The following is a 20406-nucleotide window of genomic DNA, read 5'->3' as shown; positions in this document are numbered from 1 at the left end:
AACGAATGAAACGATGCCGAGCCGGATGCGCATCATTCTGACCGTGCTGCTCGCGGTGGTGCTGTGGGGCATCGCCACGATGCTGGCGCGCGCCGATGTCCGCATCATCTCCTCGCCCGGCGGCGAGGTCGGACCGTTCCTCGATCTGTTCGAGAAGGTGCGCGCCTCCGGCGAGCGCGTCATCATCGATGGCCCATGCCTGTCGGCCTGCACGCTGGTGCTCAGTCTGGTGCCCGGAGAGCGCATCTGCGTGACGCGACGCGCGGTGCTCGGCTTCCACGCCGCGCGCTCGGTCGACCGCCGCGGCCGCACCTATGCCGAACCCGAGGCGTCGAAGCTCGTGCTGCAGACCTATCCGGCACCGGTCCGCGGCTGGATCGAGCGCCGCGGCGGATTGACGTCGCGGCTCTTGGTGCTGCGCGGGCGCGAGCTGAAGGCGATGTACGCGCCGTGCCGCTAGCGGCGTTACGCCGCGTAGCTGTCGGCCGGCGCGTTGATCATCCAGGGAATGCCGAAGCGATCGACGCCCATGCCGAAGCCCTTGGACCAGAACGTCTTGCCGAACGGCATGGTGACGGTGCCGCCCTCGATCAGCGCCTTGAACTTGCGCTCGGCTTCGGCGGGATCGTTGATCTGCAGCGAGACCGAGATGCCGTTCGGCTTGCCTTGATAGTATTCGGGCGGCGAGTCCGAAGCCATGATGACATCGCCCGCGATCGAGAAGCGGACGTGCATGATCCTGTCCCTGTGCTCCGGCGCACAGGGCATCTCCGGCGGAGCCTCGCCATAGCGCATCATCATGTCGACCTTGGCGCCGAGCACCTCGCCATAATGCTGGAGCGCCTGCGCGCAATCGCCGTTGAAGGTCAGATAGGGGCAGATCATGTCATCCTCCTTGGTTGGAAATGTCAGGCGTCAGCGCAACGGCAGCAACGCGCGCAGACGACGGTCGCGCAGCCACAATCCGCCCCATACCATCAGCCCGAGATAGAGCCCGAACAGCACGTGGCTGAACAGCGGACTGCCGATGCGGACATGCGAGGCGATGGCGCCGCCGAGATAGCCGGTGAGCAGGATGGCGCCGAGCAGCGAGGTCGCCGGCAGCGCATAGAGCAAGGTGCAGAGCAGCGTGATCAGACCGAGCGCGCGAGCAAGGGCGTCGCTGCTTCCATAGCCGATTTGATCCATCGTCTGCGTGACGACCGGAAGCGGGATCAGCTTGATCGCGCCGTCGAACAGCAGGAACAGGATCACCAGCGCGCTCAGGATTCGTCCGCCCCACAATGCGGCGCGCGAGAGCGGCTGGTCCAAGCTGATCGTCGACATCCCGAACTCCTCCCCATGATGCTGCTCCAAGGACGCCGGACGTCTGGCGCCGCCGACAGAGATGCAGAAGCTTTTAGCGCCGGTAGCGGCCTGACCTCACCGGCCCGCCTGCGCCGGCGCGGCTGCGCTGTCGCGCATCAGCCGGTCGAGCTGCATGCGGATATGCGCCGCCTCGGCCGAACTGTGGGCCAGCGCGATGGCGCGGTCGAACGCCGCCCGCGCCTCATCATGGCGGCCGAGTTGCATCAGCAGCGCGCCGCGCACGCCGAAGAAGTAGAAGTAGTTGGCAAGGCGTCCCTCCAGCGGCGCGATCAGATCGAGCGCGGCCTGGGCGCCGCGCACCTTGGACACCGCAACGGCGCGGTTGAGCGTCACGACAGGCGAAGGCTGCACCACTTCGAGCGCGCCATAGAGCAGGTCGATCTGCGTCCAGTCGGTCTCCTCGGGCCTGGCGGCGCGCGCATGCAGCGCCGCGATCGCCGCCTGGATCTGATAAGGGCCGCTGCGCCGGTGCCGCATGGCCTTGTCGATCAGCGCCAGGCCCTCGGCGATCATCGGCTGATTCCACAGCGTGCGGTCCTGATCCTCCAGCAGGATCGGCAGGCCCTCGGCGTCGAAGCGGGCCGCACTGCGCGCGTGCTGCAACAGCAGCAGCGCCGTCAGGCCCATGATCTCCGGCTCGCCTGGAAACAGCCGCAGCAGCAGCCGCGCCAGCCGGATCGCCTCCTCCGACAGCTTCCGGCGCAGCGCGGCGGTCTCGCCACTCGACGAATAGCCCTCGTTGAAGATCAGATAGATCATCGCGGCGACGGCCGTCAGGCGCTCGGCCCGCTCCACCGCACCCGGCGTCTCGAACGGCACGTTCGCCTGCGCGACGCGCGCCTTGGCGCGGGTGATGCGCTGCTCCATCGCCGCGTCGCTGACGAGAAAGGCGCGGGCGATCTGCTTGACTGTCAGGCCGGACACCACGCGCAGCGCCAGCGCGATCTGTTGCGTCGCCGGCAGCTCCTTGTGGCAGCAGATGAACAGCAGCCGCAGGATATCGTCGCGATAATGCGAGCCGTCGAGCCGGTCGACGACGGCGCTCTCGGCATCGCCGAGATCGGAGATCGCTTCATCCTCCGGCAGCGGCTGCTCGCGCCGGCTGCGCCTGACATCGTCGATCGCGGCATTGCGGCCGACCATGATCAGCCACGCCGCGGGATCGCGCGGCGGCCCGTTCTGCGGCCAGCTCTTCAGCGCGCGCAGGCAGGCGTTCTGGAACGCCTCCTCCGCCGTATCGAGGTCGCGGAAATAGCGCAGCAGCGCGCCGACGGCCTGGGGACGGGCTGATGTCAGGGCCGCATCGATCCAGGCAACGTCGGTCATGCCAGCGCCCCGCCCGGCCTGAAGGTGCCGACCGGACGGATCTCATAGGAGCCGCCGGGATTGGCCTCGCCAAGCTCGCGCGCCACCGCGAGCGCCTCGTCGAGATTGGCGCAATCGACGATGTAGAAGCCGAGCAGTTGCTCCTTGGTCTCCGCATAGGGACCGTCGAGCACCAGCGGCGGATCCTCCTTGCGCAAGGTCGTCGCCGCCGTCGTGGGCAGCAGCCGCGCCACCGGGCCGAGCCGTCCCTGCTTGGCGAGCCGCTCCTGGATCACCGCGAGCTTGGCCATGACCGCTGCGTCCTGGTCCTTGCTCCAGGCGCAGACGACATCCTCATCGTGATAGCAAAGCAGCGCATACAGCATCGGCCGGCCTCTCCGTTCGTCTCCAAGACGGCGGAGTATGCCCGGGGCCGACAGGCCCGCGAAGAATTTTCGCGGGTTCCATCGGCACGAACGACCGACCTACCAGGAGATGCCGTACTTGGCGGCGATGTTGCGCGCCCGCGTCTCCTGCGCGCTCTCGCGTGGCTGCTTCGACCGGCCCGCCTGCCGCTGCGACTGGCCCTGCCCGGAACCTTGCGCTTGACCTTGCCCTTGGCCTTGCCCCTGACCGGCGGCGCTCTGGCCCCCCTGCTGGCCGGCGCCCTGCGCCATGCCGGCCCCGCCACCCTGCTGACCGGCCTGCGGCTGTCCGCCGCCCTTGCCGATTGAAATGCCGTTGGCCGACAGGATCGAGCCGACGTCGATGGTCTGGGCCTGCGCCGAGGCGGAGGCGATGACGAGGGCGGCGGCGAGCAGAATTTTGCGCATGACGATGTCTCCGTGGTGATGGCCGGAGATTGGCCCATCCGCGCGATCTGGTATGTGGAACAGATCACGCAAGCTCAAGAGGACCCTGCAATGACCAAAGGCGCGCTGGCGCTCCTGATCCATGGCGGCACCGATAATTGGTCGCCGCAGCGCTGGAAGGCGCGCTTCAACGACGTCTGCGCCGACCGCCCGGTGGTGCTGCTGCCGGATGCGAACCTCGACCCGGCCGACGTCCACTACGCGGCCGTGTGGAAGCCGGTGCCCGGCGAGCTCGCCGGCTTTCCGAACCTGCGCGTGATCTTCAACCTCGGCGCCGGCGTCGACGCGCTGATGGCCGACAAGACCCTGCCGGGCGTACCGCTGGTGCGCGTGGCCGTCGACGACCTGACGCAGCGGATGACCGAATGGGTCGTGCTGCACGTGCTGATGCACCATCGCCAGGAGCTGTACCTGCGCGAGTCGCAGCGGGTGAAGCGCTGGGCGCCGAAGTACCAGTGGCCTGCCGCTGCCATCAACGTCGGCATCCTGGGGCTCGGCACGCTGGGGCTCGATGCCGCCGAGGTGCTCAAGCGTATCGGCTTCCAGGTCGCGGGCTGGAGCCGCAGCGAAAAGCAAATCGACGGCATCGAGACCTTCCACGGCGCAGCGCAGCTCGACGCCTTCCTGGCGCGGACCGACATCCTGGTATCGCTGCTGCCGCTGACTCCGGACACGCGCGGCATTCTCGACCGCAAGATGTTCACGGGGCTGCGGCGCTCGTCGCCGCTCGGCGCGCCCATCATGATCAATGCCGGCCGCGGCGGCCTGCAGGACGAGGCGGATATCCTCGCCTGCCTCGATGACGGCACGCTCGGCGCGGTGTCGCTCGACGTGTTCGGCCAGGAGCCGCTGCCGGCCGACAGCCCGTTCTGGACCCATCCGAAGGTCGTGCTGACGCCGCACAACGCCGCCGACACCGACGCCGACGCGATCTCGCGCTACGTCGCCGAGCAGATCGCGACCTTCGAGGCCGGCGGCACGCTGCGCAACACGGTCGATCGCACGAGAGGATACTGAGACGTCACCTGCCGCCCAGCATCACATCGATCGCGCCGGCGACGATCGCCTCCAGCGCCTTGCGCGGCACCCGCGCGCGGGCGCGCACCGCGATCGAGTGGATCGTGGCCGACGCCATTTGCGCCAGCACGGCCGGGTCGGCCTGCTCCGGCAGATCGCCCTTCTCCTTGGCGCGCCGGAAGCAATGCGCAAACGCCTTGTCGAGCTCGGTCAGCGCATTCTGCACCATGGCGCGGATGTCGGGATCGGCGACGGCTTCCGAGCCGGCCGTCATTACCGTGAAGCAGCCGCGCGGCCCTTCATCGCCGGAGAGATAGATATCGAGCGCCGAGGCGAAGATCTGCTCCAGCTGCCGCCGCACCGGCCAATCGTTGCGGAAGATCTCGCCCATCAAGGCGCGGGCGTTGTCGCGATAGCGCTGATAGCTCTTGATGTAGAGCTCGCGCTTGTCGCCGAACGCGCCATAGAGGCTCGGCCGGTTCATCCCGGTGGCCGCGCTGAGATCGTCGAGCGAGGTGGCAGAAAATCCCGTCGTCCGGAACAGATCGAGCGCCTTGCCGAGCGCGAGGTCCGGCTCATAGGCCCGCGGCCGCCCGCGCCGCTTCGGCTCGGTCGGCACCGCGGGCTTTTCGGAGGGCAGGTCGCCATGCGGCGGCCCCTTCTTTTTTTGTACCATTTCGCACTAAATTCCTTGACCGGTTTTATATTATGCGAGACAGTATAAAAATCAATCAAAGCTCCTGTCGGGAGCCTCAGGGAGATGTCCATGGACCTGTATTTTTCGCCGCTCGCCTGCTCGCTCGCCACCCGCATCGCGCTCTATGAGGCGGGCGCGACAGCGAACTATCTGGAGGTCGATCCCAAGACGAAGATCGTGATGAACGACGGCTCGGATTTCCGCGCCGTGAACCCGCTGGGCCTCGTCCCGACGCTCCGCACCGATGACGGGGAACTGCTGACCGAGAACGCCGCCATTCTTCAATATGTCGCGGACCGCTTCCCCGACGCGAAGCTCGGCACCAGATCCGGCATGGACCGCAGCCGGCTGCATCAATGGCTGTGCTTCATCGGCACCGAGTTGCACAAGGGGCTGTTCATTCCGGTCCTCGACAGGACGGCGCCCGATGAGATGAAGGCCCATGTCCTGAAGAAGAACCTGTCGCGCCTTGATCATCTCGACAACCACCTGCGCGGTCGCGAGTTTCTGCTCGATCATTTCACCGTCGCCGACGCCTATCTCGTCACCGTGATCAACTGGACCATGGCCACGCCGCCGATCGAGCTCGCCAAATGGCCCGCCGTGAAAGCCTACTACGAGCGTCTGCGTGCACGGCCGTCGATCGCACGCGCGATCGCCGAGGAGTTCGAACTCTACAAGGCGGAACTCGCGCGTCACAAGGCAGCCGCCTAGCCACGATGCTTGACCGCGGTCACGCCGGGTTGCAATCCTCGAATCACAGGAGGATTGCACGTGGCAAGCACATCCGTACGAGACCGATTGCTGGCGGACCGGCGCGCGCTGCTCGATCTGGGCACGCGCAACCGGCTCGTGCACATCCCGTTCAAGACCAAGACCACTCGCACGATCGACATCGTCGGCGCACGCTCGGCGACGCTGTTCGAGCTGCTGGGAGAAGGCAAGCGTCTCACGTTTCTGCCGATCAAGGCGGAGACGCCTACAGAGAAGCCGGAAAATCTTGCGGCGACGGAGGACATCGCTCCGCCCCTTCCGCTGCCACCTCCGAGCACGCCGTCCGCGAGCACAAGACAGACCGACAACGACTCTGAGACGCAGCCTCGGCCAGCCGATACGCGCCTCCAGACCCGCCTGTCGTCCGAGGCGCTGCAGAAGCGCCTGCTCGACATCTGGTACGACGCCCGCACGCTGGAGGAGGAACAGGGCGTCAACATCCTCTATCTCGCCTTTGGCCTGCTCAAATGGTTCGAGGACGACGAGTCGGACACCGAGCGCTTCGCACCACTCGTCCTGCTGCCTGTACGTCTCGAACGCAGCAGCGCGGCCGAGCGCTTCCATCTCCTGTCCCGCGCGGAGCCGCCCTCGCCCAACCTGTCGCTCCAGGCCAAGCTGAACGAGGAATTCGGACTCAAGATCGAGGATTTTGGTGACGAGGACGATGTCGACATCGCCGCCTATCTGGCGGGCATGGCCGAGACCGTCGCGGCCAAGAAGAGATGGGAGGTGAAGGCGGACGCCATCGTCCTCGGCTTCTTCTCCTTCTCGAAATTCCTGATGTATCGCGACCTCGATCCGGAGACCTGGCCGGCCGACGGCGCTCTGGACCGGCATCCGCTGATCACGGCGCTGCTGCAGAACGGCTTCGAAGCCTCCGAGCCGATCGTGGCCGACAATGGCAAGATCGATCCCGTGATCCAGCCGATCGCGATGAACCACGTGGTCGATGCGGATTCGTCGCAGGCCGTGGTGATCGAGGAAGTGGTCCGCGGTCGCGATCTCGTCGTCAAGGGACCGCCCGGCACGGGCAAGTCGCAAACCATCACCAACATCATCGCAGCGGCTGCGGCCGAGGGAAAGACGGTGCTGTTCGTGGCCGAGAAGATGGCGGCGCTCGACGTCGTCCACCGGCGGCTCAAAGCCGTCGGTCTCGGCTCGCTCGCGCTTGAGCTGCACTCCAACAAGGCCAACAAGCGGGTGCTGCTCGAAGAGCTGAAGCGCAGCAAATCCGCGAGCGTTCCAACGCAGCGTGGCGAGGCAACCTTGGTACAGCGGCTGACCGACAGCCGCGACGGCCTGAACCAGCATGCCGACATGATGCACCAGCCGCATCAGCCCAGTGAGCTCACGCCGTTCCGGCTGCTCGGCCATCTCGTGCGTTGCGGCGAAACCTCCACGCAGCCGGCGCTGCCCTTGCAAGGCGCGGCATCCTGGACACCGCTGGACCTGGAGCGGCGGCGCGAGCTGATCGCAGAGCTGGCCGAACGAATCGCGGCCGATGGAGCTCCGCATTTGCACCCCTGGCGCGGCGTCGGCCGCGATGCGCTGGACCCCGCCGAGATGGCTGAGTTGCGGAAGTCGCTCGCGGATGTCGCAAGCTTGCTCGACCGTGTCGGCGCCGGGGGTACACGCATCGGCACGATGTTCGGGCTGCCGTCGCCGGCCACCTTGGCCGACGCCACGGGCGTGCTGGCGTTCGCCGAAGCCGCGGCGGCCATGCCCAATTGCGACAGAGCTGCCTTTCGAGATCCCATCTGGAGCCGGCCGCACGAGATAGCCGACGTCATCGACAAGGGCCTGCGCTTTGCCAAATTGAAGACTGCCTTCGAGCAGGCTTTCGTCGATTCCGCCTGGGATGCATCGATGGCCGATTGCCGCAGGGTGATCGCAGAAAAAGGCGGTTCGTGGTTTCGACTGCTCAGCGCACGCTATCGCGGGCATATGGCGGTGCTGACCTCGTACCTGAAGGTGCCGATGCCGAAAGCGCTCGAGCAGCGGCTCCTGCTGATCGACGGCCTCATCGCCGCGCAGGCCGCGCGCAAATCCTTCGACGATGTGGCGAGCGCCGGCAGCGCAGCCTTCGGGACGGCTTGGCAGAAGGAGCAATCCGACTGGGATGCGCTCGCGAAGCTGGCGGCCTGGTGGACGGCGTTCGCGAAACCATTCGCCAATGATGAGACGCGCCAACATCTGGCCCAGCTCACGCTGTCCAGCGAGGACCGGCAAGCGATCGATGATTTCAAGGCCAATCTCGTTCGCATGGGGTCAGGCCTTCAGCGGCTGATCGATTTTCTGCAGCTGGATCCCAGCCGCATCCCGCTGAATCAAAGCGATCAGCTGCGCCTCGAGTCGTTGGCGCAGACCCTGTCGGAGTGGAAGAGCTCCACCGAGCGGCTCACGCGCTGGATCGCCTTCATGGCGCGCGTCCGCCTCGCACGCGCCGACGGCCTCGCGGCGCTGGTCGACCGCGCACTGGATGGCTCGTTGCCGGGCGACTTGCTCGAACAGACCTTCGACACCTCCTACTACGACGCGATGCGCGGCGCGATCTTCGCCCAGCAGCCGCAGCTCAAGCGGTTCGACGGCGCATCGCATGACCGGCTGGTCGAGGGCTTCCGCAAGCTGGACGTCGCGCGCATGCAGCTTGCCCGCGACCAGATCGCCTATGAGCATGCTGCAGCACTGCCGCGCAATGCCGGCGGCATCGGCCCGCTCGGGGTTTTGAACGGCGAGCTCGCCAAGAAGCGCAATCATCTGCCGATACGCCAGCTGTTGGAGCGCGCCGGCCCGGTCATTCAGCAGATCAAGCCGATCTTCCTGATGAGCCCGCTGTCGGTCGCCCAATTCCTCAAGCCCGGTGCGATCGCGTTCGACCTGCTCGTCGTCGACGAGGCTTCGCAGATCGAACCGGTGGATGCGCTCGGCGCGGTCGCGCGCTGCCGGCAGATGGTCGTGGTCGGCGACGAGCGGCAGCTGCCGCCGACGCGCTTCTTCGCCAAGCTCACCGGGAACGACGAGGAGGACAACGAGGATGAGGATCAGCCGACCTTCCAGGTGAAGGATGCCGAGAGCATTCTCGACCTCTGTCTCGCCAAGGGCCTGTCGCATCGGATGCTGAACTGGCACTACCGCAGCAAGCACCAGTCGCTGATCGCCGTGTCGAACAAGCAGTTCTACGACAACCGGCTGTTCATCGTGCCGAGCCCCTATGACGCCGTAGCGGGTATGGGGCTGAAGTTCAACTACAACCCCGATGCGCATTATGAGCGCGGCAGCAGCCGGACGAATCCCAGGGAGGCTCGGATCGTCGCCGAGGCGGTGATGCGCCATGCCCGAGAGATGCCGGAGCGAAGCTTGGGGGTCGCGACCTTCTCGGTGGCGCAGCGCCAGGCCATTCAGGATCAGCTTGAAATCCTGCGGAAGGAAAGCCCCGGCACCGAGGAGTTCTTCTCGCGCGGCACCAGCGAGCCGTTCTTCGTCAAGAACCTCGAGAACATCCAGGGCGACGAGCGCGACGTCATCTTCATCTCGATGGGCTATGGCCGGACGAAGGAAGGCTTCGTCTCGATGAGCTTCGGTCCGCTGAACTCCGATGGCGGCGAGCGCCGCCTCAACGTGCTGATCTCCCGCGCCAAGCTGCGCTGCGAGGTGTTCTCCTCGATCACCGGCGACGACATCGACCTGACGCGTGCCAAAGGCCGCGGCATCGCCGCGCTGAAGACGTTCCTGACCTTCGCGCAGACCGGCCAGCTCGGCCTCGCCCAAGAGACCGGCCGCGATCCCGACTCCGTGTTCGAGGAGCAGGTCGCCGCCAGGCTGCGTCGGCTGGGTTACGACGTAAAGATGCAGATCGGCACCGCCGGTTTCTTCGTCGATCTCGCGATCGTCGATCCCGACAAGCCCGGCCGCTTTCTGCTCGGCATCGAATGCGACGGCGCGCAGTATCACGCCTCCCGCTCGGCGCGGGATCGCGATCGCCTGCGGCAGAACGTGCTCGAAGCCCATGGCTGGGTGCTGCATCGGATCTGGTCGACCGACTGGTTTCTCCGCCCCAAGGAGGAGACCGACAAAGTTGTGAGCGCCATCGAGGCCGCCAAGGCGCATTGGCGGGAGATCGACGACGGGGCGGCCGAATCGCAGTCCGCACCGCCAGCAGAACCGGAAGCCGCATCGCCGGAGCCGATGGACAATCGCCCGGCAGAGGTCGTCGGCCAGGCACCGACACTGGTGCCTTACGAAGAGGCCAAGCTGCGGGTGCGACGCGAGGTCGAGCCGCACGAAACGTCACTGGCCAACATGACGCGGCACGTGGTCGAGATCGTCGCTGTCGAAGGGCCGGTGCATGAATCGGAAATCATCGTCCGGATCCGATCCGCCTGGGGCCTGGCGCGCGCCGGCAATCGCATCCGCGACGCGGTGAAGGCTGCGTTGAACGCGGCGGTCGCGAAGGGACAGATCGCTGGAGGTCCTTTCTATTCCGTGCCCGGTCAGGCGATCGTCGTGCGCAACCGTGAGGATGTGCAGTCGACGACGCTACGCAAGCCCGAGATGCTGCCGCCGGAGGAGATCAAGGCGGCCATCATGCAGGTGATCGAGCAGAACTTCGGTGCGGAGGAGGATCAACTAATTCAAGCCGTCGCACGCCTGTTCGGCTTCGGTTCAACCAGCGCACAGTTGCGCGAGGCGGTGCAGGGAAGCCTCGCGCATCTTCTGCAGTCGGGACGACTGCGTCGGGAGGGAGAGCTTCTGACCAAGCCGGAAGCCTCATCAGCGTAATCTGTCAGGCGAGATCCGCCTTCATCAGGTCGCGCAGGGCCTTCGGGATCGGCTGCGCCCTGCCGCCGCTGATGAAGGCGACGCGGACGTCGGCCTTGACCAGCAGGTCCTCGCCGCGCCGTACCTCCTGCGCCAGCGTGATCGAGGCGCCCTTCACCACGACCGGCCAGGTGACGACGTCGAGCACGTCGTCCATCCGTGCGGGCCGCAGGAAATCCAGGGTCATCGAGCGCACCACGAAGGCGAAGCCCGGGGCCTCGCTGGCGGCCTCCGCGAACAGCGCGTGCTGCTCGGCGCCCATCAGCCGCAGGTGGTTGGTGCGGCCGCGCTCCATGAAACGAAGATAGTTGGCGTGGTAGACGATGCCTGAAAAATCCGTGTCCTCGTAATAGACGCGCACCTGCATGTGGTGGCGGCCGTCGCGGATCTCGCCGTCGAGATGTCTTTGGGTCACCGGAAATCCTCGATCGTCGGAATGCGATCGTTTGGCGCAAGTGAACCGTGAGCGCAAGCTTAAGACGTCACCTCCATGGGTTCCCCGCCGACCGTGACATGCACGATCTCCGGCGGCATGCCGATCCTGACCGGCATGATACTGCAGCCGAGGCCGCCGGAAACGATCACGTCGCATTGCGTGCGGATGTGGCCGTAGGCGAGGTTGACGCCGTTGCGCGCAGGCACTGCAGGCGACCAGCCGAGCACGCGGATCTGGCCACCATGCGTATGGCCGGAGAGCTGCAGCGACACGCGCGCGGGCACGCGAAGCGCGATGTCAGGCTCATGCGCAAGCAGGATCACCGGAGCACCGTCCGTGACCTTCTGCAGCGTGGCTTTGAGATCGTCGACACCGATCCGCGGCACCGGCCTGAAGCGTCGCGCCGGCATGTAGGCCAGCTGATCGCCGAGACCGGCGAGCCAGAACCCATGGCCGTTCTTGCTGAGACGCACGACATCGTTCTCATAAACCGGAATGCCGGCAGCCTCGAGCGCCTTCTGAGCATAGGGCGAGCCGCGCCCATCGCGCTGCACGATCCGATCATCCCAGTAGTCGTGGTTGCCAAGAATGGCGTGAACGCCGAGCGGCGCCTTCAGTCCTCCCAGCACCGGCGCCCATTCCGCGGCATCGATGCGACCCATGTGATGGCGGTGACCGGCGACGTAGTCGCCGAGCAGGACGATCACATCCGGCTGTAATGCATTGGTCCGCTGCACGATGCCGTCGATATGAGCGAGCGACATCCAGGGATCGCAGGCATGAATGTCGGCGATCGCCGCGATCTTCAGCGTCAGGCCGGCCGGCCAGTTGCGCGGGCGAACATGGTAATCAGTAACGCCGAGGCGGAGCGGCTCGACGCCGACGCCGTAGGTGGCGGTGGAAAAGCCGGTGGCGGCAAAAGCGCCGGAGAATTTCAGGAAGCGACGGCGTGACAGCATGGACGAACTCCTCGCACGCAATCCTTTTCCTCGTTCATTGCAACCGATTTCGGGTGCGTCTGTGCAGATTGTCAGCAGATTTCGTTAATCATCGTCGTTGCCAAACAGGCCGATCTGGCTGGGATCGCGGTTCGCGGGCTCGGCCATGCCGAGATGCTTGAACGCATGCGAGGTCAACAGCCGGCCGCGCGGGGTGCGCTGCAGATAGCCGCATTGAATGAGATAAGGCTCGATGATGTCCTCGATCGCATCGCGCGGCTCCGACAGCGCCGCCGCCATCGTCTCGACGCCGACCGGGCCGCCGCCGTAGTTCAGCGCGATGGTCGAGAGATAGCGCCGATCCATCGCATCGAGCCCGGCCGCGTCGACCTCCAGCGCGCTCAGCGCGTGATCGGCGATGGCGCGATCGATCGCGCTGGCGTCGGCCGCGGAGGCGAAGTCGCGCACCCGGCGCAGCAGGCGGCCGGCGATGCGCGGCGTGCCGCGGGCGCGGCGCGCGATCTCGTTGGCGCCATCGGGGGTCATGCCGATCCCGAGCACACGGGCGCCGCGAGTGACGATGCCTTCGAGCTCCTCGACGGTGTAGAAGTTCAAGCGGATTGGAATGCCGAAACGGTCGCGTAGCGGATTTGTCAGCAGGCCCGCCCGCGTCGTCGCGCCGACCAGCGTGAACTTCGACAGATCGATCTTGACCGAGCGCGCCGCTGGTCCCTCGCCGATGATGAGATCGAGCTGGAAGTCCTCCATTGCCGGATAGAGCACCTCCTCCACCGCCGGGCTGAGCCGATGGATCTCGTCGATGAACAGCACGTCGCGCTCCTCGAGATTGGTCAGCAGCGCCGCGAGATCGCCCGCCTTCGCTATCACCGGGCCGGACGTGGCACGGAAGCCGACGCCGAGCTCGCGCGCGACGATCTGCGCCAGCGTGGTCTTGCCAAGACCCGGAGGACCGACGAACAGCACGTGATCGAGCGCCTCGCCGCGCTTGCGCGCCGCCTCGATGAAGATCGACAGATTGGCGCGCGCCTGCTGCTGGCCGACGAACTCCGACAGCTGCTGCGGCCGCAGCGCGGTGTCACCGACATCGTCGGAGCGCCGCTCCGGGCTGACCATGCGCGCCGGCGGCTTCATTTGTTGCCGCGCCGGTATTTGTTCGGCAGCAGTTCGCCGATCGTCACGACGTCGGGGCCCTTGCCGTTCGACGGCACGATGACCCGCGCTTTCGCATCATAGTCATGGATCAGCTCTCGGCAGGTGCCGCAGGGCGACACCACCGCGACCTCGCCGGGCTCGCCGGGCTTGGGATGTCGCACCGCGACGATGGTCTCGATGCCGTGGTCGCCGTGCTCAGTAATGGCGCGGCCGATCGCGATGGCTTCGGCGCAGACGGCGTTGCGGCCGAGATAGGCGTCGATGTTGACGCCGGTGATGATGCGGCCGTCGCGCGTTCGCATGGCCGCGCCGACCTCCTGCCAATCGTTGCGGTAGCGGCTCTTCACCGCCGACGCGGCCGCCTCGATCAGCTCCTTGTCCTTCTTGCTCACCATGGGGAAGATCGTTGTCCTTCTGCTCGCCCGGCGCGGCGACCTACTTTGCAACCTACTTGGCCAGTTCCTTGAGGCCGAGGCGGATGAGTTGGGCAGTCTCGGCCTTGTCGCCGGCGGCACGCGAGGCGGCCGCGATGGCGGCGGCGGCCTGCGGCTGGCCGTAGCCGAGATTGATGAGCGCGGAGATCGCATCCGCGACCGGCTGCGGCGCGCGGGATTCCTCGATGGCGCCGGACAGCCTGACGACGCCGGGATCGACATTGGCGAACGCCGGCGCCTTGTCCTTCAGCTCCGTCACGATGCGCTCGGCCACCTTGGGCCCCACGCCCGGCGTGCGCGCCACCGCAGCCTTGTCGCGCAGCGCGATCGCGTTGCCGAGATCGGCCGGAGGAAGCGTGCCGAGCACGGCAAGAGCGACCTTGGCGCCGACGCCCTGCACGGTCTGCAAAAGACGAAACCATTCCCGTTCGACATCCGAGCGAAAACCGAACAGCTTGATCTGGTCCTCGCGCACATAGGTCTCGATCGACAATGTGGCGGCTTCACCCGGCGACGGCAAGGCCTGCAGGGTGCGCGCCGAGCAGTGCACCTGATAGCCGACGCCGCCGACGTCGATGATCACGAAGTCCTCGGCATAGGAATCGATCAGGCCCCTGAGCTTGCCGATCATAGCCCGGCCACCTTCATGCGCAGCGCCTGGCCCTGGCGGTGATGGGCGTGGGTGATCGCGATCGCCAGCGCATCGGCCGCGTCGGCCGAGGGCGGCTCAGCCTTGGGCAGCAGGATCTTCAGCATCACCGCGATCTGGCCCTTGTCGGCGTGACCCGCCCCGACGACCGTCTTCTTGACCTGGTTGGGGGCGTATTCGGCGACCGTAATTCCGAACATCGCCGGTGCCAGCATCGCGATGCCGCGGGCTTGGCCGAGCTTCAGGGTGGCGACGCCGTCCTTGTTGACGAAGGTCTGCTCAACCGCGGCCTCCAGCGGCTGAAAATCGGCGAGCACCTTCGCCAGCCCCTCGTGGATCGCCAGCAGGCGGCTGGCCAGCGGCAGGTCGTCGGGCGGCTCGACCGAGCCGCAGCCGACATAGATCAGCCGGTTGCCCTCGCTCTCGATCACGCCCCAGCCGGTGCGGCGGAGGCCGGGATCGATCCCGATGATGCGGATAGCTGCGCGAATCGGCTGGGCTTTCATGGGTTAGAGATAGCCTCGCGCCGCCCAGGAGGAAACATAAACGGAACAGCCCGCTGCTCATGCGGCCAGATGGTTAACCGTCCGTCAACCGCCCATCTTCGCCATCAGCGCGTCCGAGATCTCGAAATTGGCATAGACGTTCTGGACGTCGTCATGCTCGTTGAGCAGGTCCATCAGCTTCACCAGCTTCTCGCCCGTCTCGTCATCGACCGCGACCGTGTTCTGCGGTTTCCAGGTCAGTGCCGCCTTGCGCGGCTCGCCGAACTTGGCCTCGAGGTTCTTGGCGACCTCATGAAAACTGTCCGGCGAGGCATAGACCTCGTGGCCGCCCTCGCCCGAGATCACGTCGTCGGCGCCGGCCTCGATCGCGGCATCGAGCACCGAATCGTCGGAGGCGACACTGCGGTCGAACTCGATGATGCCGACGCGGTCGAACATGAACGACACCGAGCCGGTTTCGCCGAGATTGCCGCCGGACTTGGTGAAGAAGGAGCGGATGTCGGACGCGGCGCGGTTGCGGTTGTCGGTCAGCGCTTCGACGATCACCGCGACGCCGCCGGGGCCATAGCCCTCGTAGCGGATCTCGGCGTAGTTCTCACCCTCGCCGCCGAGCGCCTTTTTGATCGCGCGCTCGATATTGTCCTTCGGCATGTTCTCGGCGCGGGCAGCGACGACGGCGGCGCGCAGGCGCGGGTTCATCGCGGGGTCCGGCGTGCCGAGCTTGGCGGCGACGGTGATTTCGCGCGCCAGCTTGCCGAACAGCTTGGACTTCATCGCATCCTGCCGGCCCTTGCGATGCATGATGTTCTTGAATTGGGAATGGCCGGCCATGCGAGATCTCTTGCAATCGTCTGGAGGTCAGGTGGGGACGCGCGGCCTTATAGGCCGGGAATCGTCAAAATCAAAGATTTGGGGTGGTTTCAAGGGGGACGGCCGGCCCTGGGGACCGCTGCGCCGCCCTTGTCCCATAAGCCAAATGTTAACCATGGCTTCACTGTCAAGTGCAAGGATACCGGCCCTCTGCACCTTTTCACGCGCGACCAGGGGTCCACCCCAATGGCGTTTGCTTTCCTTGCAAGACGGACCCCCGCTCCGGAGCCGGTGGCCGAGCCGAAGCCGGTCGCGGCCCCTGAGCCGGCGGCGGCGCCGGACGATTCGGCGAAGGCCATTCTCGACCTTCTCGAGCTCGAGCTTGGCGGCATGATCCGCCAGCTGGAGCGGGCCGCCAATGCCGTGGCGAGCGGCGCTGAGGCGACCGCGGGCACGCTGACCGACATCCGCCAGCGCGCCGATGCCCTGTCCGGCCGCAGCAGCGCCGCGCAGGGCACGGCCGCGACCTTCGCCCAGGCCGCCGAAAAGGTCACCCAGTCCGCCCACGGCATCCGCGCCCAGGTCCAGGACGCGGGCCAGCTCGCCGACCTGGCCAGCGCCGCCGCCCGCGAGGCGCGCGAGAATGTCGATCGTCTGCGCGAGTCCTCCGCGGCGATCGGCAACGTCGTCAACCTGATCTCGCAGATCGCCCGCCAGACCACCCTCCTTGCCTTGAACTCCACGATCGAGGCCGCCCGCGCCGGCGAGGCCGGCCGCGGCTTTGCAGTCGTCGCGACCGAGGTGAAGGCACTGGCGGTGCAGACCCAGAACGCGACCGAGGAGATCACCCGCAAGATCGAGGCGCTGCAGAAGGACGCCTCCGGCTCGGCCGACGCCGTCCACCGCATTGCCCAGGCAATCGAGGCGATCCGCCCCGTCTTCACCAATGTCAACGGCGCGGTCGCCGAGCAGAATCAGACCACCGGAGAAATGTCTGATAACGCCGCGCAGGCGTCGCAATTCATCTCCTCGGTGGTCGACAGCGCCGCCGACATCGGCAGCGCCACGCAGCAGGCGGAAAGCTATGGCGAGCGGGTCACCAGCGCCGGCCGCGCGGTGACGATGTATGCGCAGAAGCTGAAGGCGCGCTGCGCCGTGCTGCTGCGTCAGGGCGACCGCACCGCGCGCAGCGGCAGCGAGCGCCTCCCCTGCCATCTCAAGCTCCAGATCAAATTGGGTGCGCGTGCGATCACCGCGCCGGTCTACGAAATCTCCAATGACGGGGTGCTGATCACCGGGCCAGACGCCAGCCGGCTGCCCGTGAACGAACGTTTCGACGCCGTGCTCGAGGATGTCGGTCGCTGCCGTCTCCGCGTCACCGAGCAGATCAAAGCAGGCGCCCAGGCGAGGTTCGATGCACCCGGCGCGGAGCTGCGCGAAAAAATCGAGGACAAGCTCTGGGCGCTGCACGAGGAGAACAACGAGTTCGTCGCGCGCGCGATGGAGGCCGGCACCGAGCTGAACCGGATCTTCGAGAACGCGATCGCCCGTGGCGAAATCACGATCGAGGACATGTTCGATACCAACTATGTCGAGATCCCCGGCACCGATCCGCTTCAGCATCGCAGCCGCATCCTCGACTGGGCCGAGCGCGCGCTGCCGCCGTTCCAGGAGGCCTTCCTGGCCCGGGATCAGCGCATGGCGTTCTGCGTCGCGATCGACCGCAACGGCTATCTGCCGGTGCACAACAAGATCTATTCGCATCCGCAGCGGCCGGGCGATGTCGCCTTCAACACCGCCAACAGCCGCAACCGCCGCATCTTCAACGATCCGGCGGGGCTCGCCGCGGGCCGCAACCAGCGGCCCTATCTGATCCAGAGCTACGCGCGCGACATGGGCAACGGCAACACCGTCATGATGCGCGAAATCGACGTACCGATCCGCGTCCGCGGCCGGCACTGGGGCGGCTTCCGCACCGCCTACAAATTGTGAGCCGAGCGGTGACCTGCTGAATCCGTCAAGCCCGGGAGCCTGGACATGTCCGTCGCGCAACGCGCCATTCTGGAAAGTCACGACGCGCGATCCGGCGCCGAGCGGCTGATCGACGAGATCGCCGACCGCATCGGCGGGCTCGGCGTCGAGCTCGCCGACGTCGCCGGCAACGTCCAGGAAGTGGCCAACCGGGTAAGCTACCAGTCGCAGCGCTTCGGCCATCTGCAGGCCACCGCCAAGACCATGGTCGCGGCCAATCACGACATCGCCACCGCCTCGCAGGCGGTGCAATCGGCGACCACAGCTGCGGTCGGCGACATCGCGCAGTCGCGCAACGTGGTTGAGACAGCGGTGCGGCACATCTCCGAGCTGGTCGATTCGGTGGAGCGCATCGAGCAGCGGCTCGGTTCGGTCGGCGATGCCCTGTCGCAGGTCGCCAAGGTCTCGGTCGCGATCGAGGCGATCGCCAAGCAGACCAATCTGCTGGCGCTCAACGCCACGATCGAGGCCGCCCGCGCCGGCTCTGCCGGTCGCGGCTTCGCGGTCGTCGCCAGCGAGGTGAAGTCGCTCGCCGAGGCGACGCGGCAGGCGACGCAGCAGATCGGCGACACCCTGCGCGGGCTGGACTCGCAGGTGAAGAGCCTGCTCGGCGAGAGCGGCCAGGCCTCCTCGCGCGCCAAGACCGCGGGCGAAGGCGCCCAGCAGATCGGCGGCATCATCGTCCGCGTCCAGGACGGCTTCACCAGTGTCGGCCAGGAGATCGATGGTGTGGCCAAGGCCGCGACCTCCAACCTCGCGCATTGCGACACGGTCATCACCGAGCTGGCCGAGCTCGCCAAGGGCGTCGACCAGTCCTCGCTCGAGCTGAAACAGGCCGACAGCCGCATCGCCAAGCTGCTCGATCATTCCGAGGCGCTGATCGGGCTGATCGCCGAAAGCGGCGTGGAGACCGCTGATGCGCCCTTGATCCGGACCGTGGTCGCGACCGCACGGCAGATCTCTTCTGTGTTCGAGGCGGCGATCGATCGCGGCGAGATCGCGCTCGCCGATTTGCTGGACGAGAGCTATCGCGAAATTCCCGGCACCAACCCGAAGCAATATCTCACCCGCTATGTCGAGTTCACCGACCGCGTGCTGCCCGCCATCCAGGACCCGATCCAGGGCAGCGACCCGCGCATCGTGTTCTGCGTCGCCTGGGCGCGCGGCGGCTATCTGCCGACGCACAATCCGAACTACCGCAAGCCGCAGGGTCCCGACCCCGTCTGGAACAACGCCAATTGCCGCAACCGCCGGCTGTTCGAGGACCGCGCGGTGAAGAAGGTCGCCGCCGCCAGCAGCAAGCCGTTCCTGCTGCAGACCTACCGCCGCGACATGGGCGGCGGGCAGTTCGTGCTGATGAAGGACCTCTCGGCGCCGATCTTCATCAAGGGGCGCCATTGGGGCGCCTTCCGGATGGGCTTCCGGCCGAGCGCGTAGCGCAACTGTCGTCGCGGAGTCATTGACGCTTCCTATAACTCCGCCGCGATCAGTGGCGGGAGTTGGGACATGAGCGACCATCCGGAGCTTGATGCACTGCAGAAGGCCTACAAGGACGCGGTCGAGGAGTGGATCGTCGCGATCCGGCATGAGGAGGAGCTCGCCTCGGTCAACCACGACGTCGCCGACATCGACCGCTGGGAGCAGGCCCATTTCGACGAGGACGCGGTGCGCGGCAAGGTGAAGGACGCCAAGGCGGCCTATGAGGACGCGCTGCGCGAGAAATTCTTCGGCTTCTGACCGCCCGGCTGCGATCCTATGCTCCCCAGAATGTCGGCTTCGCCTGCGACAGCCGGCCTCCGAGGCGCACCGGCGCGATCCGCTCCGCCAGGCCCGTCGCGTCGTCGGTCTCGACCGCGACGCCGCTCAAGGTCGCCTCGCCCATCGCCGGCTCGAAGCGGGCCGAGGGAATCCCCGACTGGAAGCGGCGCAGCGGCTCGTCCTTCTGCATGCCGATGATGGAGTCGTAGTCACCGGTCATGCCGGCATCGGTCATGTAGGCGGTGCCGCCGGGTAGGATCTGGTGATCGGCCGTGGGCACGTGGGTGTGGGTGCCGACGACGAGGCTGACGCGGCCGTCGCAGAAATGACCAAAACCCTGCTTCTCGCTGGTGGCCTCGCAATGCACATCGACCACGATCGCATCCGCGGCCTCGCGCAGCGGGCAAGCGCCGATCTCACGCGCGATGGCCGCGAACGGATCGTCGAACGGCGTCATGAACACGCGGCCCAGCACGTTCACCACCAGCGCGCGAGCGCCGGTCTTGGTCTCGATCAACGCCGCGCCCCGGCCGGGCGTCCCCGGCGGATAGTTCGCGGGCCGCACCAGGCGCGGCGCCCGTTCGATGAACACCAGCGCCTCGCGCTGGTCCCAGGAATGATTGCCGAGCGTGACGGCGTCGGCGCCGGCATCGAGCAGCTCCTGATAGATCGCCTCGGTGATGCCGAATCCGCCGGCCGCGTTCTCGCCATTGACGATGACGAGATCGAGCCGCCAGTCGCGGATCAGGCCTGGAAGGTGGTCTGTGACGGCGGTGCGGCCCGCGCGGCCGACGACGTCGCCGACGAAGAGAATTCGCAA

General features: G+C 66.7%; 21 protein-coding genes. 7 read left to right on the top strand and 14 right to left on the bottom strand.

Annotation, left to right across the window (positions count from 1 at the left end):
- The first annotated feature begins 13 nt into the window (after nucleotides 1-13).
- Nucleotides 14-460 carry a hypothetical protein gene (locus tag BRADO_RS05420; RefSeq protein ID WP_011924309.1) on the top strand — a complete coding sequence of 149 codons (447 nt, stop codon included), beginning with the start codon at nucleotides 14-16 and terminating at the stop codon, nucleotides 458-460.
- Nucleotides 461-465: 5 nt separating this feature from the next.
- Here BRADO_RS05420 and BRADO_RS05415 read toward each other — a convergent pair whose 3' ends face one another.
- The 5 genes from BRADO_RS05415 to BRADO_RS05395 form a co-directional block, all read right to left on the bottom strand.
- Complete coding sequence (locus tag BRADO_RS05415; RefSeq protein ID WP_011924308.1) at nucleotides 466-885, bottom strand: VOC family protein; 420 nt, start codon at nucleotides 883-885, stop codon at nucleotides 466-468.
- A gap of 30 nt (nucleotides 886-915) precedes the next feature.
- Nucleotides 916-1326 (bottom strand): DoxX family protein, encoded by a 411-nt coding sequence (locus BRADO_RS05410; protein ID WP_244422968.1) that lies wholly within the window; start codon nucleotides 1324-1326, stop codon nucleotides 916-918.
- A 96-nt stretch (nucleotides 1327-1422) separates the two neighbouring features.
- Complete coding sequence (locus BRADO_RS05405) at nucleotides 1423-2694, bottom strand: RNA polymerase sigma factor (RefSeq protein ID WP_011924306.1); 1272 nt, start codon at nucleotides 2692-2694, stop codon at nucleotides 1423-1425.
- Entirely contained in the window at nucleotides 2691-3059 is a 369-nt protein-coding gene (locus BRADO_RS05400; RefSeq protein ID WP_008961694.1) for a YciI family protein, read from the bottom strand. Before BRADO_RS05400 ends, BRADO_RS05405 begins: the two co-directional genes overlap by 4 nt.
- A 99-nt stretch (nucleotides 3060-3158) precedes the next feature.
- Complete coding sequence (locus tag BRADO_RS05395) at nucleotides 3159-3506, bottom strand: hypothetical protein (protein ID WP_011924305.1); 348 nt, start codon at nucleotides 3504-3506, stop codon at nucleotides 3159-3161.
- A gap of 90 nt (nucleotides 3507-3596) precedes the next feature.
- Here BRADO_RS05395 and BRADO_RS05390 point away from each other — a divergent pair, with 90 nt between their 5' ends.
- The gene (locus BRADO_RS05390; RefSeq protein WP_041756133.1) at nucleotides 3597-4562 is read left to right on the top strand and encodes a glyoxylate/hydroxypyruvate reductase A; all 966 of its coding nucleotides are present in this window, start codon (nucleotides 3597-3599) and stop codon (nucleotides 4560-4562) included.
- A 4-nt stretch (nucleotides 4563-4566) separates the two neighbouring features.
- Here BRADO_RS05390 and BRADO_RS05385 read toward each other — a convergent pair whose 3' ends face one another.
- Nucleotides 4567-5238: a TetR/AcrR family transcriptional regulator gene (locus BRADO_RS05385; RefSeq protein ID WP_011924303.1), complete on the bottom strand. Its 672-nt coding sequence runs from the start codon at nucleotides 5236-5238 to the stop codon at nucleotides 4567-4569.
- A gap of 90 nt (nucleotides 5239-5328) precedes the next feature.
- On the opposite strand from BRADO_RS05385, the gene BRADO_RS05380 reads away from it, so the two are divergent.
- Together BRADO_RS05380 and BRADO_RS05375 are read left to right on the top strand one after the other, a co-directional pair.
- Entirely contained in the window at nucleotides 5329-5973 is a 645-nt protein-coding gene (locus tag BRADO_RS05380; protein ID WP_041756132.1) for a glutathione binding-like protein, read from the top strand.
- Nucleotides 5974-6033: 60 nt separating this feature from the next.
- Entirely contained in the window at nucleotides 6034-10812 is a 4779-nt protein-coding gene (locus BRADO_RS05375) for a DUF3320 domain-containing protein (RefSeq protein WP_157872516.1), read from the top strand.
- A 4-nt stretch (nucleotides 10813-10816) separates the two neighbouring features.
- Here BRADO_RS05375 and ybgC read toward each other — a convergent pair whose 3' ends face one another.
- The 7 genes from ybgC to BRADO_RS05340 form a co-directional block, all read right to left on the bottom strand.
- Complete coding sequence (gene ybgC / locus BRADO_RS05370; RefSeq protein WP_011924300.1) at nucleotides 10817-11266, bottom strand: tol-pal system-associated acyl-CoA thioesterase; 450 nt, start codon at nucleotides 11264-11266, stop codon at nucleotides 10817-10819.
- 59 nt (nucleotides 11267-11325) lie between these two features.
- Nucleotides 11326-12246: a metallophosphoesterase gene (locus BRADO_RS05365; protein ID WP_041756131.1), complete on the bottom strand. Its 921-nt coding sequence runs from the start codon at nucleotides 12244-12246 to the stop codon at nucleotides 11326-11328.
- Between the two features lie 84 nt (nucleotides 12247-12330).
- Nucleotides 12331-13377: a Holliday junction branch migration DNA helicase RuvB gene (ruvB, locus tag BRADO_RS05360; RefSeq protein ID WP_011924298.1), complete on the bottom strand. Its 1047-nt coding sequence runs from the start codon at nucleotides 13375-13377 to the stop codon at nucleotides 12331-12333.
- Complete coding sequence (locus tag BRADO_RS05355; RefSeq protein ID WP_041756130.1) at nucleotides 13374-13793, bottom strand: cytidine deaminase; 420 nt, start codon at nucleotides 13791-13793, stop codon at nucleotides 13374-13376. Before BRADO_RS05355 ends, ruvB begins: the two co-directional genes overlap by 4 nt.
- A 52-nt stretch (nucleotides 13794-13845) precedes the next feature.
- A complete protein-coding gene (gene ruvA / locus BRADO_RS05350; protein WP_011924296.1) occupies nucleotides 13846-14463 on the bottom strand; it encodes a Holliday junction branch migration protein RuvA in 618 nt (205 codons plus the stop codon).
- Nucleotides 14460-14987, bottom strand: a complete 528-nt coding sequence (gene ruvC, locus BRADO_RS05345; protein WP_011924295.1) for a crossover junction endodeoxyribonuclease RuvC — start codon at nucleotides 14985-14987, stop codon at nucleotides 14460-14462. Before ruvC ends, ruvA begins: the two co-directional genes overlap by 4 nt.
- Before the next feature lie 84 nt (nucleotides 14988-15071).
- Nucleotides 15072-15818 carry a YebC/PmpR family DNA-binding transcriptional regulator gene (locus BRADO_RS05340; protein ID WP_011924294.1) on the bottom strand — a complete coding sequence of 249 codons (747 nt, stop codon included), beginning with the start codon at nucleotides 15816-15818 and terminating at the stop codon, nucleotides 15072-15074.
- A gap of 225 nt (nucleotides 15819-16043) precedes the next feature.
- On the opposite strand from BRADO_RS05340, the gene BRADO_RS05335 reads away from it, so the two are divergent.
- The 3 genes from BRADO_RS05335 (at nucleotide 16044) to BRADO_RS05325 (ending at nucleotide 19565) form a co-directional block, all read left to right on the top strand.
- Complete coding sequence (locus BRADO_RS05335; protein WP_041756129.1) at nucleotides 16044-17789, top strand: methyl-accepting chemotaxis protein; 1746 nt, start codon at nucleotides 16044-16046, stop codon at nucleotides 17787-17789.
- Nucleotides 17790-17834: 45 nt separating this feature from the next.
- Nucleotides 17835-19265, top strand: a complete 1431-nt coding sequence (locus tag BRADO_RS05330) for a methyl-accepting chemotaxis protein (RefSeq protein WP_011924292.1) — start codon at nucleotides 17835-17837, stop codon at nucleotides 19263-19265.
- A gap of 69 nt (nucleotides 19266-19334) precedes the next feature.
- Entirely contained in the window at nucleotides 19335-19565 is a 231-nt protein-coding gene (locus tag BRADO_RS05325; protein WP_011924291.1) for a hypothetical protein, read from the top strand.
- A gap of 16 nt (nucleotides 19566-19581) precedes the next feature.
- Here BRADO_RS05325 and BRADO_RS05320 read toward each other — a convergent pair whose 3' ends face one another.
- Nucleotides 19582-20406: a TIGR00282 family metallophosphoesterase gene (locus BRADO_RS05320; RefSeq protein WP_011924290.1), complete on the bottom strand. Its 825-nt coding sequence runs from the start codon at nucleotides 20404-20406 to the stop codon at nucleotides 19582-19584.

This window comes from Bradyrhizobium sp. ORS 278 (genome assembly GCF_000026145.1).
GTDB lineage: Bacteria > Pseudomonadota > Alphaproteobacteria > Rhizobiales > Xanthobacteraceae > Bradyrhizobium.
This window is presented reverse-complemented; position numbering and strand designations above follow the sequence as displayed.

Excerpts from the sequence above, each read along its gene's own strand:
- ruvC (WP_011924295.1), bottom strand. The coding sequence starts at position 14,987 with ATGAAAGCCCAGCCGATTCGCGCAGCTATCCGCATCATCGGGATCGAT.
- BRADO_RS05330 (WP_011924292.1), top strand. The coding sequence starts at position 17,835 with ATGTCCGTCGCGCAACGCGCCATTCTGGAAAGTCACGACGCGCGATCC.
- BRADO_RS05340 (WP_011924294.1), bottom strand. The coding sequence starts at position 15,818 with ATGGCCGGCCATTCCCAATTCAAGAACATCATGCATCGCAAGGGCCGG.
- ruvB (WP_011924298.1), bottom strand. The coding sequence starts at position 13,377 with ATGAAGCCGCCGGCGCGCATGGTCAGCCCGGAGCGGCGCTCCGACGAT.
- BRADO_RS05390 (WP_041756133.1), top strand. The coding sequence starts at position 3,597 with ATGACCAAAGGCGCGCTGGCGCTCCTGATCCATGGCGGCACCGATAAT.
- BRADO_RS05380 (WP_041756132.1), top strand. The coding sequence starts at position 5,329 with ATGGACCTGTATTTTTCGCCGCTCGCCTGCTCGCTCGCCACCCGCATC.
- BRADO_RS05385 (WP_011924303.1), bottom strand. The coding sequence starts at position 5,238 with ATGGTACAAAAAAAGAAGGGGCCGCCGCATGGCGACCTGCCCTCCGAA.
- BRADO_RS05335 (WP_041756129.1), top strand. The coding sequence starts at position 16,044 with ATGGCGTTTGCTTTCCTTGCAAGACGGACCCCCGCTCCGGAGCCGGTG.
- ruvA (WP_011924296.1), bottom strand. The coding sequence starts at position 14,463 with ATGATCGGCAAGCTCAGGGGCCTGATCGATTCCTATGCCGAGGACTTC.
- BRADO_RS05325 (WP_011924291.1), top strand. The coding sequence starts at position 19,335 with ATGAGCGACCATCCGGAGCTTGATGCACTGCAGAAGGCCTACAAGGAC.
- BRADO_RS05365 (WP_041756131.1), bottom strand. The coding sequence starts at position 12,246 with ATGCTGTCACGCCGTCGCTTCCTGAAATTCTCCGGCGCTTTTGCCGCC.
- BRADO_RS05415 (WP_011924308.1), bottom strand. The coding sequence starts at position 885 with ATGATCTGCCCCTATCTGACCTTCAACGGCGATTGCGCGCAGGCGCTC.
- BRADO_RS05395 (WP_011924305.1), bottom strand. The coding sequence starts at position 3,506 with ATGCGCAAAATTCTGCTCGCCGCCGCCCTCGTCATCGCCTCCGCCTCG.
- BRADO_RS05420 (WP_011924309.1), top strand. The coding sequence starts at position 14 with ATGCCGAGCCGGATGCGCATCATTCTGACCGTGCTGCTCGCGGTGGTG.
- BRADO_RS05410 (WP_244422968.1), bottom strand. The coding sequence starts at position 1,326 with ATGTCGACGATCAGCTTGGACCAGCCGCTCTCGCGCGCCGCATTGTGG.
- BRADO_RS05405 (WP_011924306.1), bottom strand. The coding sequence starts at position 2,694 with ATGACCGACGTTGCCTGGATCGATGCGGCCCTGACATCAGCCCGTCCC.
- BRADO_RS05355 (WP_041756130.1), bottom strand. The coding sequence starts at position 13,793 with ATGGTGAGCAAGAAGGACAAGGAGCTGATCGAGGCGGCCGCGTCGGCG.
- BRADO_RS05400 (WP_008961694.1), bottom strand. The coding sequence starts at position 3,059 with ATGCTGTATGCGCTGCTTTGCTATCACGATGAGGATGTCGTCTGCGCC.